Source organism: Chryseobacterium shigense (assembly GCF_014207845.1).
Classification (GTDB): Bacteria; Bacteroidota; Bacteroidia; order Flavobacteriales; family Weeksellaceae; genus Chryseobacterium; species Chryseobacterium shigense_A.
This window is the reverse complement of the sequence record NZ_JACHLC010000002.1, coordinates 81,551-100,335: the sequence shown is the minus strand read 5'-3', so window position 1 is coordinate 100,335 and position 18,785 is coordinate 81,551. Positions and strand designations below refer to the sequence as shown.

At 37.3% G+C, this 18,785-nt stretch carries 16 protein-coding genes and 1 riboswitch; of the genes, 10 read left to right on the top strand and 6 right to left on the bottom strand.

Going from position 1 to position 18,785, the window contains the following annotated elements; translation table 11 throughout:
* Window positions 1-172: 172 nt before the first annotated feature.
* On the bottom strand, window positions 173-2,953 hold the full coding sequence (locus HNP36_RS10300; protein WP_184162610.1) for a bifunctional aconitate hydratase 2/2-methylisocitrate dehydratase: 2,781 nt from the start codon (window positions 2,951-2,953) through the stop codon (window positions 173-175).
* A 451-nt stretch (window positions 2,954-3,404) separates the two neighbouring features.
* Here HNP36_RS10300 and HNP36_RS10295 point away from each other — a divergent pair, with 451 nt between their 5' ends.
* The 9 genes from HNP36_RS10295 (at window position 3,405) to HNP36_RS10255 (ending at window position 13,255) form a co-directional block, all read left to right on the top strand.
* Window positions 3,405-4,175: a WG repeat-containing protein gene (locus HNP36_RS10295; RefSeq protein ID WP_228456338.1), complete on the top strand. Its 771-nt coding sequence runs from the start codon at window positions 3,405-3,407 to the stop codon at window positions 4,173-4,175.
* 96 nt (window positions 4,176-4,271) lie between these two features.
* Window positions 4,272-4,360, top strand: a riboswitch (TPP riboswitch).
* Between the two features lie 103 nt (window positions 4,361-4,463).
* On the top strand, window positions 4,464-6,602 hold the full coding sequence (locus HNP36_RS10290) for a TonB-dependent receptor (protein ID WP_184162604.1): 2,139 nt from the start codon (window positions 4,464-4,466) through the stop codon (window positions 6,600-6,602).
* Window positions 6,603-6,740: 138 nt separating this feature from the next.
* Window positions 6,741-7,493, top strand: coding sequence for a hypothetical protein (locus tag HNP36_RS10285; protein WP_184162601.1), 753 nt, complete (start codon window positions 6,741-6,743; stop codon window positions 7,491-7,493).
* A complete protein-coding gene (locus tag HNP36_RS10280) occupies window positions 7,481-8,032 on the top strand; it encodes an acyl-CoA thioesterase (protein ID WP_184162598.1) in 552 nt (183 codons plus the stop codon). The genes HNP36_RS10285 and HNP36_RS10280 overlap by 13 nt, the downstream gene beginning before the upstream one ends.
* Window positions 8,033-8,151: 119 nt before the next feature.
* Window positions 8,152-8,547, top strand: coding sequence for a GxxExxY protein (locus HNP36_RS10275; RefSeq protein WP_194304129.1), 396 nt, complete (start codon window positions 8,152-8,154; stop codon window positions 8,545-8,547).
* Between the two features lie 57 nt (window positions 8,548-8,604).
* Window positions 8,605-9,534: a 2-hydroxyacid dehydrogenase gene (locus HNP36_RS10270; RefSeq protein ID WP_184162595.1), complete on the top strand. Its 930-nt coding sequence runs from the start codon at window positions 8,605-8,607 to the stop codon at window positions 9,532-9,534.
* Window positions 9,535-9,745: 211 nt separating this feature from the next.
* Window positions 9,746-11,008 carry a serine hydrolase domain-containing protein gene (locus HNP36_RS10265; RefSeq protein WP_184162590.1) on the top strand — a complete coding sequence of 421 codons (1,263 nt, stop codon included), beginning with the start codon at window positions 9,746-9,748 and terminating at the stop codon, window positions 11,006-11,008.
* Between the two features lie 23 nt (window positions 11,009-11,031).
* Window positions 11,032-12,792 carry an Ig-like domain-containing protein gene (locus tag HNP36_RS10260; protein WP_184162587.1) on the top strand — a complete coding sequence of 587 codons (1,761 nt, stop codon included), beginning with the start codon at window positions 11,032-11,034 and terminating at the stop codon, window positions 12,790-12,792.
* A 4-nt stretch (window positions 12,793-12,796) separates the two neighbouring features.
* Complete coding sequence (locus tag HNP36_RS10255) at window positions 12,797-13,255, top strand: heme-binding domain-containing protein (protein WP_184162583.1); 459 nt, start codon at window positions 12,797-12,799, stop codon at window positions 13,253-13,255.
* Between the two features lie 64 nt (window positions 13,256-13,319).
* On the opposite strand, the gene HNP36_RS10250 is transcribed toward HNP36_RS10255, so the two are convergent.
* The 5 genes from HNP36_RS10250 to HNP36_RS10230 all read right to left on the bottom strand — a co-directional run bounded on the left by HNP36_RS10250 (window position 13,320) and on the right by HNP36_RS10230 (window position 17,623).
* Window positions 13,320-13,832 (bottom strand): NUDIX hydrolase, encoded by a 513-nt coding sequence (locus tag HNP36_RS10250; protein WP_184162580.1) that lies wholly within the window; start codon window positions 13,830-13,832, stop codon window positions 13,320-13,322.
* 42 nt (window positions 13,833-13,874) lie between these two features.
* Window positions 13,875-14,789, bottom strand: coding sequence for a site-specific tyrosine recombinase XerD (gene xerD / locus HNP36_RS10245; protein ID WP_184162577.1), 915 nt, complete (start codon window positions 14,787-14,789; stop codon window positions 13,875-13,877).
* Between the two features lie 9 nt (window positions 14,790-14,798).
* Complete coding sequence (locus tag HNP36_RS10240; protein WP_184162574.1) at window positions 14,799-15,221, bottom strand: deoxycytidylate deaminase; 423 nt, start codon at window positions 15,219-15,221, stop codon at window positions 14,799-14,801.
* Between the two features lie 42 nt (window positions 15,222-15,263).
* Window positions 15,264-16,031 (bottom strand): enoyl-CoA hydratase/isomerase family protein, encoded by a 768-nt coding sequence (locus HNP36_RS10235; protein WP_184162571.1) that lies wholly within the window; start codon window positions 16,029-16,031, stop codon window positions 15,264-15,266.
* Between the two features lie 104 nt (window positions 16,032-16,135).
* Window positions 16,136-17,623 (bottom strand): catalase, encoded by a 1,488-nt coding sequence (locus HNP36_RS10230; protein WP_184162568.1) that lies wholly within the window; start codon window positions 17,621-17,623, stop codon window positions 16,136-16,138.
* A 132-nt stretch (window positions 17,624-17,755) separates the two neighbouring features.
* On the opposite strand from HNP36_RS10230, the gene HNP36_RS10225 reads away from it, so the two are divergent.
* Entirely contained in the window at window positions 17,756-18,706 is a 951-nt protein-coding gene (locus tag HNP36_RS10225; protein ID WP_184162565.1) for a LysR substrate-binding domain-containing protein, read from the top strand.
* The last annotated feature ends 79 nt before the right edge of the window (window positions 18,707-18,785 follow it).

The following is an 18,785-nucleotide window of genomic DNA, read 5'->3' as shown; positions in this document are numbered from 1 at the left end:
ATATTTAATGACTATGAAGTTAAGGAAAAAATGAATTTTTTGATCTTAATATAGGTTAAAATAATTCTTACCAGTCTTAAATAGAAAGATTCTAAACAAAAAATGGAAGATTTTTTTAAATCTTCCATTTTACTTATTTTTAAAATAGTCTTTTTACTATTATTTAGTTGTATTAATGACCAACTGCAACCAATTCTTTAATAGAAGGGACGAACGTTGTAAGGTTAATGCCATCTACAGCAGCTTTGTACTCATCAATATTAGGAATTCTTCCCATGATGGCAGAAAGTACAACAACAGGAGTAGAAGCCAATAAAGACTCTCCTTTTTTACGTTCGGAATCTTCAACTACTCTTCCTTGGAAAAGGCGGGTAGAAGTAGCTAAAACAGTGTTTCCTTTTTCAGCTTTTTCCTGATTACCCATACAAAGGTTACACCCTGGACGCTCAAGATACATCATATTTTCGTATTGTGTACGGGCTTCTCCTTTTGGTGCATTATCATTGAATTCAAAACCTGAATATTTTTCTAAAAACTCCCAGTCACCCTCAGCTTTTAATTCATCAATGATATTATAAGTAGGAGCAGCTACCACCAACGGTGCGAGAAATTCTACTTTACCATTTTGCTTTTCAAGGTTTTTAAGCATTTGGGAAACAATTTTTAAATCTCCTTTGTGAACCATACAAGATCCTACGAAGCCAAGGTCAACTTTTTTCTCACCCCCATAATAAGTAAGATCTCTGATGGTATCGTGAGTATATCTCTTGGAAACGTCTTCGTTATTTACATCCGGATCGGCAATCATTGGCTCAACGATTACATCAAGGTCAACAACTACTTCTGCATAATATTTTGCATTGGCATCAGGAGCTAAGGCAGGTTTATCACCTGTTCTGATTTCTTCGATTCTTTTATTTGCTTTGTCAATTAAGCCCTGAAGAACTCTGTTTTTGTTATCCATTCCTTTGTCGATCATGATCTGGATTCTGCTTTTAGCAATCTCCAGTGATTCGATCAAAGTATCATCTTCAGAAATACAGATAGAAGCTTTAGCTTTCATTTCTGCAGTCCAGTCTGTGAATGTAAATGCCTGGTCAGCCGGAAGAGTTCCTATGTGAACCTCAATAATTCTACCCTGGAAGACATTTTCGCCATCGAATTGTTTCAGCATCTGAGCCTGAGTTGCATGAACAACATCACGGAAATCCATATGCTTTTTCATATCTCCTTTGAAAGTCACTTTCACAGATTCAGGAATCGGCATAGAAGCTTCGCCTGTTGCCAAAGCCAGTGCTACAGTTCCTGAGTCAGCTCCGAAAGCAACTCCTTTGGACATTCTTGTGTGAGAATCTCCTCCGATGATGATTGCCCATTCGTCAACTGTGATATCATTAAGAACTTTGTGAATAACATCTGTCATGGAATGATATTCACCTTTCGGATCACGTGCTGTGATTACTCCGAAATCGTTCATAAATTTCATTAATTTAGGAATATTCGTCTGAGCTTTTTTATCCCAAACCGAGGCAGTGTGACAACCTGACTGATAAGCTCCATCTACGATTGGAGAAATCACGGTTGCTGCCATTGATTCTAATTCCTGAGCGGTCATTAAACCGGTTGTATCCTGGGAACCAACAATATTTACTTCAACACGAACGTCAGAACCCGCGTGTAAAACTTTTCCAGGTGTAGTTCCTACAGCATTCCTGTTGAAGATTTTTTCAACCGCAGTAAGACCTTGTCCTTCAATGGAAATTTCTTTGGAAGGAGCGAAAACTGTTGGAGGTGTAATTCCTAAAGTTTTTGCGGCAAACGTCTGGATTTTTTTACCAAATACGATAGCGTAAGAACCCCCTGCTTTGATAAATTCTAATTTTTGAGGAGTAAATGATTTTGAAATGTCTTTCAGTTCTTTATCTCCGTTGTATAATTTTTTAGTCTTTGTATTGATGGTAAGAACAGTTCCTGTGACTACAGAATACGCTTCTTCCAAAACAGGCTCTCCTTTATCATTTCTTACTAATTCTCCTTTATCATCATATTTTTTAACCCAGTTTTGAAGGTCGATTCCTATACCACCGGTTACGTCAACTGTAGTAAGGAAAATCGGAGAAATACCGTTTGTTCCTCCAACAATCGGAGCAATGTTTACGAATGGTACATAAGGACTTGCCTGTTTACCTGTCCAAAGGGCTACGTTGTTTACTCCTGACATACGGGAAGAACCAACACCCATTGTTCCTTTTTCTGCAATCAGCATAATGCTAGCATCAGGATGCTGTGCCTGTAAAGCTTTGATTTCTTCCTGAGCCTGAGGCGTAATCATGCATTTACCATGCAGTTCACGATCTGAACGTGAGTGAGCCTGGTTACCCGGAGAAAGTAAATCTGTAGAGATATCTCCTTCACCGGCAATGAAAGTAACCACCTTGATTTCTTCGGCAACTTCAGGAAGTTTGGTGAAAAATTCTGCTTTTGCGTAGCTTTCAAGGATTTCTTTTGCGATTTCGTTACCGCTATTGTATGCTTCCTTCAGACGGGTAGTGTCCGCCTCATAAAGGAAAACCTGTGTTTTAAGAACTTTTGCGGCTTCTTTAGCGATGGCAATATCATTACCTAAAGCTAAATCCAGCAATACTTCGATTGATTTCCCACCTTTCATGTGAGATAACAATTCAAAAGCAAAAGCAGGAGATATTTCTTCTAACGTGGATTCTCCAAGAATGATTTCTTTTAAAAACTTAGCTTTTACTCCGGCAGCACTTGTTGTTCCCGGTAAAGTGTTGTAAATAAAAAATTTAAGAGAGTCAGCTCTGTATTCGTTAGCTGTATCTTTAATTTGTGTAATGATTTCGCTTAATAATTCTGCTCCATCAATTGGCTTTGGGTGAAGCCCCTGGTTTTTTCTTTCTTCAATTTCTTGGATGTAATCCTGATACATATTCATAATAATAGAAGTCTTTTCAATTTTAAATCGCAGATCTTTAAAAACAGTTGTTTATATCCTGCCATTTCTCTTAACAGTGTTTAAATTACAATAAAATTATTTAAATCTGTCGTAAAAAACGACTTTAGCAGTAACAACATAATCTGCTTCATTCAAAATGTGAGATAATGTCCCGTCTTAAAAGTTAAGTATATGATTTTCCGGAAGTGTAAATGGCTTGCCTGAGATTGGTTTGCTGTAAAGCCTTTTTCAGGAACACTTACCTTTTTTGATTATCTCAAATATCCAAAATCATATCTTGAAAACGTTATATAGATTATCAAACACTTAAAAATGTTCCCAAATTTACGGATTTTTAATATTTTTCATAGCTGAAATTATTTAGATTCTTTATAAATATGAATTTGATAATTTCTATTTTTGGCCGTAATTTTGCAGGCAAATGATGAATATGAAAAATATCCTGAATCTTTTATGTGTATTTATTTCGGTTTTCGTTTTTTCACAGGCGAAATCTGTGAAGAAATTACCCATTAAAAATATAGCAAAACCTGTAGTGAAAAAGACACCCGCAGGGGCTAAACCGAACCCGGATCTTGTGGTAATTCATCAGGAGCTTCCTGTTCTGATCCCGAAAAAAGAAGATGGAAAATTTGGATATGTTAATCAAAATGGAAAATTTATCATCAAACCTGAATACCATATTGCTGTCTTTTTTTATGAAGACTGCAATCTTTTGAACTCTCCCAACGAAAAAGTAAGGAAATTCGGAACCAGGGAATATGCTACGGTAGAAAAGGATATGATTTCATACCGTGTAGATAAGAAAGGAAAGAGGGTTTATCAGTTTAAAGATTCAGATCTTGGTCAATGTAAGTTTGATGATTATAAGCAGCAGTTATATCAGGCTTATGTTTTGAATGGTTTTTACGGAATTATTGAAAAAGCCAAATTTGTAAATGCGGCAGATTACAGGCAATATCAGATTTATCCTCAATATCAGTATTTGTACATTATGGAGGGTGATGATGTTGCAAATCCGATGATCGTGGCTTCTCATAATGATAAATTCGGAGTAATTGATGTGAATAATAAAGTGATTGTCCCTTTTGAATATTCCAATATCAAAAGAAACTTCACGTGGAAGCTGGGGAGGATGTTTGAGGTTACAAAAGACGAAAAGAACTATTACTATATTGATGCAAGGAATAAGACTTATTAACGGTTGTAAATAGTTTAAATTCTACAATGCTCATCTTGAAATCCGTTCCATGGATCCAGCAACCCGTATCTCATATTTTTTTTGTAATTTTGCGGCTGAAATAAAGGGGTGCTTTAACAGGCTGAGATTATACCCAATGAACCTGGAACGGATAATGCCGTTTAGGGAAATTAAAATGAGCAATAGGTAATGAGCAATGAGTAATTCTCAAAATATTACTTATTACCAATTACTAATAACTCATCATAATCTGCCCCTTTTATTCATTAAATTTTAAAAATTTATAGAATGAAAGGATTATTTTTTTTAGGGCTTACCGTAGGCTCTGCAGCCTTTGTCCAGGCTCAAAATAAAGATTCCCTGAAAGTAAGGGAAATTGAAGCGGTCAGTTTTACCAAAAGACTGCCGGTTGCCAAGGAAATCATTAACGTACAGAAAGATGTGGACAGCAGAAATCTGGGGCAGGATCTTCCGATACTCTTAAAAAATCAAACTTCTATTATTTCTACCTCTGATGCCGGAAACGGAGTTGGATATACAGGATTCAGAATCCGTGGAGTGGAAGGAAAAGGAATCAATGTCATGATGAATGGCGTTCCCTATAACGATTCCGAAAGTCAGGGGACGTTCTTTGTAAATGTGCCGGATCTTACGAGTTCCGCATCCCAGATTGTTATTCAGAGAGGGGTTGGGACCTCTAACAACGGGGTTTCCGCATTCGGGGCAAGCATTAATGTTATTTCCAAAGACCCTGATGAAAGAATGTACTTCAAGACGGATGACAGCTATGGTTCATTCAATACCTATAAATATTCGGCAGAGGCAGGTTCCGGAAAGTTCTGGAAAAACAGGCTTTCGGTTATGGGAAGATACACACGTATTCATTCGGATGGATATATAGACAGGGCTTCCTCAAAATTGGATTCTTACAACTTCACCGCATTATTTGAGGAAGGAAAAACAAGACTCCGTCTGATGGCTTTTGGAGGAAAAGAAAAAACCTATCAAGCCTGGAACGGGATCGACAGACCAACCTGGGAAACCAACCCGAAATTCAATTACTCAGGGCAGTATACAGATCTGTTTACCGGGGAAGAGAAGTTCTATGACAATGAAACGGATAATTACAGGCAGAATCATTACCAGCTTTTATGGGAACAGAAATTTAATGATAACTGGAATCTTGAAACGACCCTTCATTATACCAAAGGAAGAGGATACTACGAGAATTATAAAAGAGTAGATGAAACAGATGCGGATGCTACCCATTATTCCAATTATAATTTGCCGGTGCCGGTTGTAAACGGCTCTCCGGTGGAAATAACGGATTTTATCAGGAAAAAATGGCTGGATAATGATTTTTATGGAATGGTTTCCACACTTTATGGAAAGCTGGATAATGTTGATCTCAACTTTGGAGTTGTGGCAAACCAGTATTATGGAAGACACTTTGGGAATGTTACGGGAGTTTATTTTCCGGAGATTAATGATTATGAATACTATAGAAACCGTTCTGTAAAAACTGAGCTGGCAGGTTTTGCGAAAGCTTTATGGAGAACCGGAGATCATTTTGAATTCTTTGGGGATCTTCAGATCAGAAATATTGATTATGATACAAAAATCCTTACTGCCGGTGACGGGGAAGGAGGAAATCTTGATAAAAACTGGCTTTTCTTCAATCCGAAAGCCGGAGTGAATTATAAAATAGGAAACGGAAAAGTTTTCTTCTCGTATGCCCATGCCCACCGCGAGCCAAACAGGGATGACCTAATGAGTGACAATACTGTAAAAGCTGAAAAACTGCACGATTTTGAAGCAGGAATTGAAAAGCAGTTTGGGATTTTATCTCTGACAGCCAATTTGTATTATATGTATTACGTTAACCAGTTGGTGCTGAACGGACAGCTGAATAATGTTGGAGCATTTATCAGAACAAATTCAGGGAAAAGTTACCGAAGAGGGATTGAGATGGGTGCGTTGGCCAAACTTTCAAAGCAATGGGAAGTGAACGGAAATATCAGCCTTAGCCAGAACAGGAACCTTGATTTTAAAATCAAAAATAGCGGAACCTTACAGAATCTGGGTAATACCGATATTTCATTCTCCCCGAATATTATTGCCAATCTTGGACTGAAGTTTAATCCTTCTAAAAGTTTCATGTTTGCTTTAACGAATCAATATGTCGGGAAGCAGTACCTGGATAATACGGGAGATAAAAACCTTCAGCTGAAAGATTATTTTCTCACGGATTTCAATGCACAATACCAGTTCACCATAGCTCATAATGATATTGCATTAAAATTACTGGTGAATAATTTATTCAATAAAAAGTATGTCAACAACGGAGCGGTTTACGGAGGCGATCCATATTATTTTTCACAGGCGGGAACTAACTTTATGTTCGGGATCAGCTGGAAAATTCAATAATATGGATGATAATTTGTCAAACAGGTTTTAATCCGTTGAATTTTATACATATTTGTCAAAAGACTGTTCCGGCAGTCTTTTTTGATATCCTATAAATCTCTTCAGAAAGTCACGAAAAAATTATAAATTTGCTGGCAAATGAATATTTCAGCTTACATTTTAGAATATCTGAAACAATTTGGAACTGTGACGGTTCCGGGCTTCGGTGTGTTTTCGCTTAAAAATTCCAAAGCAATTATTAATTCTGAGAACGGAAGCATCCTTCCGCCTGCAAGCGAAATTGTTTTTGCCGGGGATTATGAAATACAGTCTGATGAGCTGGCAGCTTTTATAGCCGGAGAAAAACAGATGTCTTTGGAGGCTTCCAAAAGCGATCTGAAGATCCAGACTGATTTCTGGAAGAAAAAACTTCAGGCAGATCAGTTCCTTGAAATTCAGAATCTGGGAGCGATCCATATTGAAGATGATAAAACCCATTTCAAAGGTAAAAGGATAGAATCAGGACGTCCTGATTTTTATGGACTCGAAGAAATCAGGCTTTCCGATATCAACAATGGAGAGAAGATCAGCCCTGCAGAAAACAAAGGAAAAGATTATAAATTTAAAAAATCGATTCTTTGGATTTTCCTCCTTATCATTCCGGTGTTGGGAATTCTGTATTTGGCATTTACCCAAAAAGAACTTCTGTTCGGAAAGAAATCTTTTGATACAGTTTCCGTCCAGACTTCCACACACAGAATTGTAAAAGATACCATAAAAGTAATGGTACACAGTCCCGAAACAGCTGTTTCAGATTCCCTGAAAAAAGATTCATTAGCAAAACCGGCCGGGAAAGAAGTTAAAGCATCTCCGGCAGTTCAAAACAACACTAAGACTCAATGGCAAAAGTAAAAAAGGCGTCAGAATCCCTGACCATTATGACTAATATTGTTCTTCCGAATGAAACCAATTCTTTAAGAAACCTTTTCGGGGGTGAGCTTCTTGCAAAAATGGACCGTTGTGCTTCTATTTCTGCAGCAAGACACTGTGAAAGAAGAGTGGTAACGGCATCTGTAAACCATGTTTCTTTCAATCACCCGATCCCTGAAGGCGGAGTGGTGGTTCTGGAATCCAAAGTTTCAAGAGCTTTCTCCACTTCCATGGAAGTGTATGTAGATGTTTGGCTGGACGATCCTATCAACCAGAAGAAAATTCATACCAACGAAGGTATTTATACTTTCGTGGCAGTGGATGAATTTAACCGCCCTATTCCTATTCCGGATATGGTTCCGCAAACAGAAGAAGAAAAACTGAGACATGCCGCAGCTTTCAGAAGAAAAGAACTGTCATTGATCCTTTCCGGAAGAATGAAGCCTCTGGAATCTGTAGAGCTTAAAAAGTTATTTCAGGAGCCGGAAGAAACAAAAGAATCAAAGAAAGATAAAAAGTAAATTAGCTTCTATAGATTCAATTGCTAAGTGTTAGCGCCTTTTAGAAAGCTTAAACACAAACAACACAAATATGTGCACAAATTTTCACAAATGATTTGTGCTAAAATAAATGAAAAAAAATGACAACATCAGGTATTTCAGAAAATGAGATATCAAAAATAATTTATGAAGCAGGATATCTTGTTCATAAAAGATTAGGTCCCGGACTTTTGGAAAGTGCCTATGAAGAGTGTATGTTCTATGAACTTAGTAAGCATGATCTATTGGTAGAAAAGCAGAAGCCAATGCCATTGGTTTATGATGAAGTAAAATTGAATGTAGGATATAGACTGGATTTCTTGATTGAAAATAAATTTGTCTTAGAAATTAAATCCGTGGAGTCTTTAAACGATATACATTTAGCTCAGATTCTGACATATCTTCGTTTAAGTAATTGCAAACTTGGAATGCTGATCAATTTTAATACTCTCCAATTTAAAAATGGAGTAAAAAGAGTCATTAATGGGACGTTGTAAAATGATCATTAGTGTTATTCGTGAAAATAATTAGTGCAATTTGTGTTTTAAAATAAAATGAAAATTCTCCTTCTGGATAAAAACCATCCTCTCATCACAGAACAGCTTTTAGCTAAAAACTTTATACTGGAAGAGGATTTCACTTCTTCCTACGATGAGGTTTGCAATAAAATTGAAAATTATGACGGGATTATCATCAGGAGCAGAATCCCCCTGGATAAAAACTTCCTGGAAAAAGGGAAAAATCTGAAATTCATTGCCAGAGTTGGAGCCGGAATGGAAAATATTGATATTCCGGTCGCAGAGAAATTAGGAATTCAGCTGATTAATTCTCCGGAAGGGAACAGGGATTCTGTAGCAGAACATGTGGTAGGAATGCTGTTGATTTTAATGAACCGCCTTTTCATTGCTTCCCGGGAAGTAAAGAACGGAATCTGGCTTCGTGAAGAAAACAGGGGCGATGAGCTGCTTGGAAAAACGGTAGGACTTATAGGATATGGAAACATGGGGAAAGCTACAGCTAAAAGATTTTCGGGCTTTGGTTGTAAAGTTGTCTTTCATGATATTCTTCCCGGACTGTCCGATGAATATGCTTCTCAGGTTAGTTTAGATGAATTAAAAGCATCCTCGGATATAGTAAGCCTCCATATTCCGCTTACTTCTGAAACCCATTATCTTGTTGATGAAAAGTTCATTTCAGAAATGAAAAAAGACTTTTATTTCGTTAATACAGCAAGAGGGAAAAATATTGAAACTAAATATTTAGTTGAGGCTTTAAAATCCGGAAAAGTAAAAGGAGCATGTCTTGATGTTCTGGAATATGAAAAATCTTCCTTCGAAAACCTTGAAACAGAAAATGAGGACCTGAAATATCTCCTGGAATCTGACAAGGCAATCGTAACACCACACATTGCGGGATGGACTCACCAAAGTAAGGAAAAGCTTGCACAGGTAATTGTAGATAAAATTATAGCATCATACTGTTAATTCGCTGAGAAAGCAGAGAAGGCTGAAAACGCAAATATGAAGAATGCAAAAAAAATTGCAATTAGCTTTCACGGTCCTACCAGCTTTCCTTTGTTTTTTTCCTTTTTATAATTCCGCTTTTTTATCTTTTATGTTAAATAATTCATAATGTACGCTCCGGATTGAGAATTTATTTTGAGTTTTATTAAATTGCTGCTCATTTTTGATACTCATGACGACGCGTAATTTTGTACTTATTGTAACTGTTTTTTTATCCCTTATTTCCTGTAAAAAAAATGCTGATTCCAAACAGGCTTCGGCTGAAAATACAACCGGTCTTCCGAACTACGGAGATGTAGACCTGGATAATATTTTTACCAAAGAAGACAGCCAGCTTGGAGATAAAGGGACTATAACAGGATACATCGATCAGTATTATAAAAAAATCTGGGAAGGCGGCGACCTTAGCGGTGGCATACTTGTCGCAAAAGGAGACGAAATCCTGTACGAGAATTACAGAGGCTTCGGAAGAGAAGGAAACCAGATGCCGATTGATAAAAATACACCGCTGCATGTAGCTTCCGTTTCAAAAACCCTGACGGCAATGGCAATGCTGAAATTAGTGGAAGCAGGAAAGATTAAACTGTCCGATCCCCTTACCCAATATTTCCCGGGATTCCCTTACCCGAATGTTACTGTACAGACCTTACTTGACCAGAGAAGCGGTCTTCCCAAATACGAATATTTTATTCCCAAAATACAGCCTGCTCCGGCAGAACTTTCAAAAACTTTCATTACCAATCAGGACGTTCTGAATATGATCGTCAAATACAAACCCGATCTGGCAAGAGAGACCGATACGGGATTTATGTACTGTAATACCAATTTTGCATTATTAGCCTTACTGATAGAGAAAATCACCAAAACTCCTTTTCCGCAGGCTATGAGTGAAATGATATTTAAGCCGCTGAAAATGGAACATACTTATATTTTTCAGGAGAAAGATATTCCTACAGCTGCACAGTCTTTTTATTACGGTGGAAACAGGTTGTACCCTCTCGACAGGCTGGATCTTATTTATGGTGATAAAAATGTGTACACCACACCAAGAGATCTGTATAACTTTTCAAAAGCTATGTTTTCAAAAGATTTCTTAAAACCAGATCTGATGCAGATGGTTTTCACACCGTATAGTAATGAAAAAGCAGGAATGAATAACTATGGTCTTGGTTTCAGGATGAAGGTCTTCGATAACGGTGAGAAGCTTACCTATCATAACGGCTGGTGGCACGGAACCAACTCGGTTTTTGCCCATCTGCTGAAATCTAAGGTTACCATTGTAGCTATTGGAAACAAATACTCAAATAAAGTATATACAGCACTTGCTTTATCAGGGTTGTTTGAAGATTTTCCGGTTCAGAAAGATAAGCTGCACAGTGTAATGAGTGATAATAAAGATACTTTGAATGCCGGACATGAAGTTTTTGGAGAATAATGTTTAATTTTGCTTAAACATATATGAAAAGACTTCTTCTATTATTCGTCATCTCTTTTCTTGTACATTCCTGTGCAAGAGTCGGGGCTCCTGTAGGCGGTCCTAAAGACACCATAGCTCCGAAATTTTTAAGCTCAAATATTGACACAACAAGAGTGAATGTTAAAAGGGATATCCACGAGCTCAGATTGGATTTCGACGAATATATTACCTTGAAGGACATCAATAAAAACCTGATCATTTCTCCGCCTATCAAAAATATAAAGCGGATTCTTCCTTCCAATATTGCCAATAAATATGTGCTGATCCAGTGGGAAGATACCCTTCAGGCCAATACTACCTATAACTTCAATTTTGGGAACTCAATTGCGGATAATAACGAAACCAATATTCTCCGGTATTTCAATTTTGCTTTTTCTACGGGAGATAAGCTGGATGACCTTTACATCAGTGGGGACATATCAGATGCGGTAGCCATTAAAAAGAAAGAAGGAGAAAATAAATTTGTAGTAGGCCTCTATCAGGTAAAAGATACCATGAACTATAAGCAGAAGCCTTACTACATTACAAAGGTTGATGATGACGGCTATTATGAACTGAATTATCTTACTACAGGAAAATATAAAATCATTGCTTTTGAAGATGAGAATGGAAACTCTGTTTATGATCCCGGTAAAGAAAAAATTGGTTTTCAGAAAGAAACAATCAATTTTGAGAAATCCATTTCAGGGTTAAATCTAAAATTATATCCTTCCAAAAAACCTTTGAAATATCTTGAAATGAAGGAAGCTCCGGGCGGAATTGTCATGACGTTTGAAGGCAATCCGGAAAATGTAAAGGTAGCTTCCGTCAATGATAAATTAAAAGATATTAAAGTAACTCACCGCCCGAAATCAGATACGGTGAAAATCTGGTTTGATGCGGTAAAGAATGATGTGGGACAGGCTGCTACAGAAAATCTTAAATTTAGTTATGATAACGGAGTGAAACAGGATACCGTTTCTGTTTTCTACAAATACAATAAGAAAAATGCGATGGATCTTGAAAACGACAGTGGAGGGCCTTTAATTGCCCCGAATTCCGATTTTAAGATAAGATCCGGCTATATCATTGATAAAATCAGTCCTGAAAAATGGACTTTAAAAAGTGATAGTTTGACCACCCAGGAATTTACAGCCAGCATTTCCGAAACAGATCCTTACCAGATTCAGATCCACTCAGATTTTGTACCCGGGAAAAAATATCAGTTTACGGTTCCAAAAGAAACAGTATCATCTTATTATGCTAAAAATTTCCAGTCAAAGCGTTTTGATTTTGAAGTAGAAAAGGTAGACCAGTTCGGAAGTCTTGCCTTTGCAATTCAGAATGCTCCGGATGCAAATTACTGGATCCAGCTTTTGGATGGTTCAGATAAAGTTATTTATTCAAAATATACCAAAGGAAATAACGTAAAATTCGATATTCTTAAACCCAACGAATATATCATAAGGATATTGGTAGACAACAACGGAAATAAATTCTGGGACGAAGCAGATTTTGAAACTGAAACCTTTGCTGAAGATTCCTATGTATTCTACAAAAAAGCTATTGTACGTCCGTTATGGGAAACCAAAGAAGATTGGGACCTGAAAGACACCAGAACGTTAGACAATCCTAAGGGAATCGCTCCTAAGCCTGTAAATACTGCTCCTGCAGAAGAAACTTCGAAAGAAACTGTACAAAAAGAGATAAATAAAGAAGTGAAGTCAGAATCCGGTAATGCAGTACTGACACCGGTAAAGTAAAGGTATGAAAACGCTAAAGAAAGTATTATTCTGGACACTTGTAGTTTTTGCACTCATCCAGTTTATTCCTGTGGACAAAGTGAATAAACCTGTAGATAAAGCCGTGAACTTTGTTGATGCGAAAAAGACACCTGAAAAAATCAAGGGGTTGATAAAGGGAGCCTGTTACGACTGCCATTCCAATGAAACGGTATATCCCAAATACGCTTATTTTGCACCTGTTTCATGGTCAATAAAAAGTCATATCAATGAAGGTAGGGAGCACCTCAATTTTTCAGTCTGGGGCACATATAATAAAGAGCTGAAAGAAAGCATGCTGAACAAGTCTGTTCAAACGATTCAAAGCAAAGCGATGCCCATGCCCGGATACATCGTCTATCACAAAGAGGCTAATCTCACAGAAGCCGAAAGAACATTACTCGTCCAGTATTTCGAGGAAATGCTGAAATCTAAATCTTATTAATTCAAATAAAATAACTCCCGCAAATTATAATCTGCGGGAGAAAATTTTTTATAATAACCGTTTGTTACTGTTTTAAATATTCCTCAAAAAATCTCTTCTGAGAATCAAATGCAATATCATTAATATCCAGCGTATTCAGTGGAATCCATTTCGCTTCTGATATTTCAGAAAGCTCAAGGCTCACCTCGAATTTTTCCGGAACATTATATTCGTAAAAGAGATCAATTGTATTATAATCAATTTCCTTATACTGGTAAACGTTCGGAAGACTGGTAAGATATTTTAGTTTTGAAATATCCACATCAAGCTGAAGCTCTTCAAAAAGTTCCCTTTTGCAAGTTTCCTCTGCGCTTTCCTTTGGATCTACGAAACCTCCGGCCAGATCAAGTTTTCCTTTTTTGGGATCACGGTTTCTTCTGGTAAGGTAAATCTCGTCACCACATCGGATAACAACAGCTACAGCGCCGGCAACATTATTGTAGAGGTTGAAACCGCATTCGGGACAGCTCCATTTCTTTTCGCCGTCCCAGTGCAGGGTTTCTTTGCCACAGCTCGGGCAGTATTTCAATAATTTCATCTGTTTATAATCATTTTTTCAAAGGTCAGATGGAACTTCGTTTCATTGAGCGATATTAATATTTCTCGGGTGGTAACTCAAAATTACATCCCTGAGTTCTTCTGTCTTCAGATGGGTATAGATTTCCGTAGTGGTAATACTGGAATGTCCCAGCATTTCCTGGATATAACGAAGGTCTGCACCATTCTGTAAAAGGTGTGTTGCAAAAGAATGTCTGAATGTGTGTGGAGATATTTTTTTGCTTACGCCTGCTTTATCTGTAAGTTCTTTAATGATCAGAAATACAATCACTCTGGACATAGATGTCCCGCGGCTGTTAAGGAACAGCGTATCCTCATATTTCTTATTGATCTTGTTTTTCGAACGTACCTCATTAATGTAGGTTTCCAAAAGTTCGGCAGTATAATCAGCCAAAGGAACGAAGCGTGTTTTATTACCCTTTCCGTTTACTTTGATGTACTGCTCTTTGAAATTGATGTTCGAAATTTTCAGGTCAATAAGTTCAGAGACGCGTAATCCACATCCGTAAAGAACTTCAATGATACAATGATTTCTCTTTCCGAGGTCAGAATTTGCCTCAATGGCTGCGATAATCTTATTGATATCAGGCAGACTTAAGGTGTCAGGAAGATATAATCCCAGTTTTGGGCCTTCAAGCAAGGATGCAGGGTTGTCTTCCCGATACTCGTCTTCAAGCAGAAACTTGAAGAAAGCTTTTATGGAAGAAATCCATCTTGCCTGAGATCTTTCGCTAAACTTCTGTTTGGAAAGATTGAAGATATACTCCTGTAAGTTTTCATAACCGATAGAGTCCGGACCGACGTTTTCCAGATCCACTTCGGCGTAATCTTTTAATTTTTTAATGTCTCGAATATAGGCATCGAGAGTGTTTTCTGAAAAATTTCTTTCGAAGCGAAGAAATATTTCAAAATCTTTGATCTTTTCATCCCAAGTCATATTTGTGCTTTATTTTTTTAGTTCACAGTCCGATATTTGTTCTATTTCAATACCATGATTTCTCAGGAAAGCTATTCCATCGTCGTCTGAATACTCATTAATATACACCAATCTTGTAATTCCTGCCTGCAGAATCAATTTACTGCATTCTTTGCATGGTGACAGCGTTAAATATAACGTGGCACCTTTTGCAGACTGAGTGGAAGCGGCCAGCTTTAATATAGCATTGGCTTCCGCATGAAGTACATACCAGTGTGTTTTTCCCTCTTCATCTTCACAGCAGTTTTCAAATCCCGAAGGAGTTCCGTTGTAACCATCTGAAATAATCATCCTATCTTTTACGATAAGAGCTCCTACCTGTTTTCTCTTACAGTAGGATAGTTTTGCCCACTCCTGAGCCATTTTTAGATAAGCTTTATCAAACTTATTCATACCGCAACATTAGTTTTTTTCGAAATAATTTGGATTAAAAATCTAGAAGTTAGGCTTTCTTTTCTCTAAAAAAGCTGTAACTCCTTCTTGCTTGTCTTGCATCTCAAAAAGCTCCCCGAAATACTTGATTTCGGATTCAAAACCTTTATCTGTATCAGACAAGTTTACGGCCTGTATTGCCTTTGATATAGCCATTGGTGAGTTATTGGCTATAATACTCGCTAATTCTTTTGTTTTGGTTAATAATTCTTCAATTGGGTATACTTCATTTACCAATCCGATTTCTTTTGCTCTTTGAGCAGGAATCATTTTGGCAGAGAAGATCATTTCGTTGGCAATACCTTTTCCTACAAGTTTAGGAAGCCTTTGAGTTCCTCCATATCCTGGAATTAATCCCAGTGTTACTTCCGGAAGTCCCAGTTTTGCATTCTCTGATGCATATCTGATGTGGCATGCCATGGCAAGCTCTAAACCTCCTCCCAGTGCAAAACCGTTAACGGCTGCAATAACAGGTTTAGATGTATTTTCAATTTTGTTGAACAGGGTATTATGCCCGTTTCTGGCCAGTTCTTCGGCTTTTTCCTGTCCAAAATCACTGAATTCTTTTATATCAGCTCCCGCTACGAATGATTTTTCGCCGCTTCCTGTAATAATAATTGCTCTACAGGACTCATCAGCGTTAAGTTCATCCATTGCTGAACTGATCTCCTGAATCGTTTTCGCATTTAAAGCATTTAAGCTTTGTGGTCTGTTTATCGTAATAACAGCTAATTTATCATCCTTCTCTAATAATATATTTTCGTAACTCATTTTTCCACTATAAAATATTATTTTTTGCAAATTATGAATTTTTTACAAAAAAAAGGAAAAAATATTAGTTTTTTTTCCTTTTAATTGATGAATCCTTCAAAATACTATTTTGAGTGGTTCATCATATTTGCATCTATATTGATATTTAGCTGAGAAGCTACTTTCATGCCAAGCTCAATATTTGTCCTGAAAAAATGACATAGCTGGCGGTTGATAATCTCATCTTTTTTCGGTCCGGTAATTCCTTTCATGCTTCCTACTATGTTACTGATTAGGTGTTCTCTGTCTTCAGCGGTCATAGATTTTGTGTACAGAAGTCCGGGTTGGGTATAGTGGTCATCATCATTTTCGTTCCTGTTGTAACTTGCAACATGGGCACTGTCCAGTTCATATTCATAATTTTTATAGGAAGAATCCGGTTTGATGTCATCAAAGCTGTTCGGATAATAATTCGGTTTGTCCTGATATTCACTTGAATCTGCCATAAAGCCGTCTCGCTGGTAATTATTAACTGCGAAAGGGCATCGGTTTACTTCCAGCTGATGAGAATTCACCCCAACTCTGTATCTGTGGGCATCAGAATAAGAAAATAACCTTCCCTGGAGCATTTTGTCCGGAGAAAAGCTTATCCCGTTAACAAGGCTGCTTGGTGAAAAGGTAGACTGTTCCACGTGTGCAAAATAATTGACCGGTACCTCATTCAGTTCCATTTCTCCCACTTCAATCATAGGGAAGTCATCGTGGAACCATACTTTGGTAACATCAAAAGGATTCCATCTGAAATCTTTTGCCTGTTCTTCCGTCATTACCTGGATATACATGGTCCATTTCGGAAAGTCTCCATTTTCGATAGCATTGCAAAGATCTTCCTGTGCAAAGTCCGGGTTTTCTCCGGCCATCTTTACGGCTTCTGCGTCGGTGAAGTTTTTGATTCCCTGTTTTGTTTTAAAATGAAACTTTACCCATACTCTTTCATTCTGAGCATTGATCATCGCAAATGTATGAGATCCGAATCCGTGCATGTGCCTGTAGCCGTAAGGTGTACCTCTGTCGGACATTAATATAAGAACCTGGTGAAGGGACTCAGGATTGTGGCTCCAGAAATCCCACATCATTGTGGCGCTTTTTAAATTGGTTTTAGGAACTCTCTTCTGAGTATGGATAAAATCCGGGAATTTTTTTGCATCCTTAATAAAGAATACGGGCGTATTGTTTCCTACAAGATCCCAATTTCCGTCTTCTGTGTAAAACTTTAAAGCAAAGCCTCTCGGGTCCCTTGCTGTATCCGCACTGCCTTTTTCTCCACCCACCGTAGAAAAACGGGCAAACATCCTGCATGAGTTTCCGACTTTTGAAAATAATTTGGCTTTTGTGTATTGGCTGATGTCATGTGTTACGGTAAATGTTCCGTAAGCTCCGCTTCCTTTAGCGTGTACAATTCTTTCAGGGATTCTTTCCCTGACAAAGTGCGCAAGGTTTTCCTGAAGAATAAAATCCTGCAGAAGAACAGGTCCCCTTGGCCCTACGGTCTGTGAGTCCTGATGTTCAAAATAAGGTGCGCCATTACTCAGCGTTAATTTTTTAGAATCCATATAGTTATGATTTGTATGGTTGATTTCCCTTGTAAACTGTCTTATGCAGACGTATTAAATATCAAATTTACTTGAAATTTTGATTACAAATAGCAAAAACATTTTATCTTTGTAATAGATAATATTAATCAAATGAACATTCAGCAACTTGAGTATCTTATCGCTGTAGATAAGTACAAACATTTTGGTAAAGCGGCTCAGGCATGCTTTATTACACAGCCTACATTAAGTGCGATGATACAAAAATTTGAGGATGAACTGGATGTGAAGGTATTCGACAGAACAACACACCCGATCCGTACTACAGATGTCGGGCTTCAGATCATTGATCAGGCAAAAGTAATTATAGAATCTGTCAATGAGCTGAAAAATAAAGCAAATCTTTTGAACAATATCCTGGGCGGAACAATCAACCTGGGAATCATCCCTACTGTTTCTTCTTTCATTTTACCTACAGAGATTTTTAAATTTCTGGAAGATAACCCAAAGATCCAGATGAATGTAAAGGAAATGACAACTGATAATATTATTAAAGCTTTGAAAGCAGGTGAGCTGGATGCGGGAATCATTTCCACTCCATATGATTCTGCTGATGAGTTTTACCAGGACTTCCTTTTCAATGAAGAGCTGATGATCTACAGCTCCAATACGGAGGCCAATAAAAAGAACTCTTATGTTGTTCCGGAAGAATTGAATGTAGAAAAGGTATGGCTTCTTGAAGAAGGAAACTGTCTTAGAAATCAATTTGAAAATATCTGTCATTTAAAAGAAAATACGTTAAAGCCGAAAAATTTAGATTTTTTAGCTTCCAATATCCAGACTTTGGTTCACATGGTGGATAAAGTAGGGGGAATCAGTATTTTGCCGGAACTGGCACTGAGCCAGCTTTCAGATGAACAGAAAGAGAATGTTTTCAGATTCAAAAAACCTTTCCCGTACAGGGAAATCAGTATTATTTATTATAAGCCTACGTTTAAGCAGAAAATTATTGATGAATTATCACATTCCATTAAAAAATCTTTAGAGCTTAAGCTTAATTACCATGCCAATCCGAAAGAGTTTGTGAGCATCAAACCACAATAAACCGGCAAAGTAACAACGTGATTTAAATCATTAATTGTAAGAAATTTATAATTAAAGGATAAAATTTTTGAGTATTAAA

Bases quoted from the DNA above. Each gene is read 5' to 3' on its own strand.
- HNP36_RS10300 (WP_184162610.1), bottom strand. From the start codon at position 2,953: ATGAATATGTATCAGGATTACATCCAAGAAATTGAAGAAAGAAAAAAC.
- HNP36_RS10295 (WP_228456338.1), top strand. From the start codon at position 3,405: ATGAAAAATATCCTGAATCTTTTATGTGTATTTATTTCGGTTTTCGTT.
- HNP36_RS10290 (WP_184162604.1), top strand. From the start codon at position 4,464: ATGAAAGGATTATTTTTTTTAGGGCTTACCGTAGGCTCTGCAGCCTTT.
- HNP36_RS10285 (WP_184162601.1), top strand. From the start codon at position 6,741: ATGAATATTTCAGCTTACATTTTAGAATATCTGAAACAATTTGGAACT.
- HNP36_RS10280 (WP_184162598.1), top strand. From the start codon at position 7,481: ATGGCAAAAGTAAAAAAGGCGTCAGAATCCCTGACCATTATGACTAAT.
- HNP36_RS10275 (WP_194304129.1), top strand. From the start codon at position 8,152: ATGACAACATCAGGTATTTCAGAAAATGAGATATCAAAAATAATTTAT.
- HNP36_RS10270 (WP_184162595.1), top strand. From the start codon at position 8,605: ATGAAAATTCTCCTTCTGGATAAAAACCATCCTCTCATCACAGAACAG.
- HNP36_RS10265 (WP_184162590.1), top strand. From the start codon at position 9,746: ATGACGACGCGTAATTTTGTACTTATTGTAACTGTTTTTTTATCCCTT.
- HNP36_RS10260 (WP_184162587.1), top strand. From the start codon at position 11,032: ATGAAAAGACTTCTTCTATTATTCGTCATCTCTTTTCTTGTACATTCC.
- HNP36_RS10255 (WP_184162583.1), top strand. From the start codon at position 12,797: ATGAAAACGCTAAAGAAAGTATTATTCTGGACACTTGTAGTTTTTGCA.
- HNP36_RS10250 (WP_184162580.1), bottom strand. From the start codon at position 13,832: ATGAAATTATTGAAATACTGCCCGAGCTGTGGCAAAGAAACCCTGCAC.
- xerD (WP_184162577.1), bottom strand. From the start codon at position 14,789: ATGACTTGGGATGAAAAGATCAAAGATTTTGAAATATTTCTTCGCTTC.
- HNP36_RS10240 (WP_184162574.1), bottom strand. From the start codon at position 15,221: ATGAATAAGTTTGATAAAGCTTATCTAAAAATGGCTCAGGAGTGGGCA.
- HNP36_RS10235 (WP_184162571.1), bottom strand. From the start codon at position 16,031: ATGAGTTACGAAAATATATTATTAGAGAAGGATGATAAATTAGCTGTT.
- HNP36_RS10230 (WP_184162568.1), bottom strand. From the start codon at position 17,623: ATGGATTCTAAAAAATTAACGCTGAGTAATGGCGCACCTTATTTTGAA.
- HNP36_RS10225 (WP_184162565.1), top strand. From the start codon at position 17,756: ATGAACATTCAGCAACTTGAGTATCTTATCGCTGTAGATAAGTACAAA.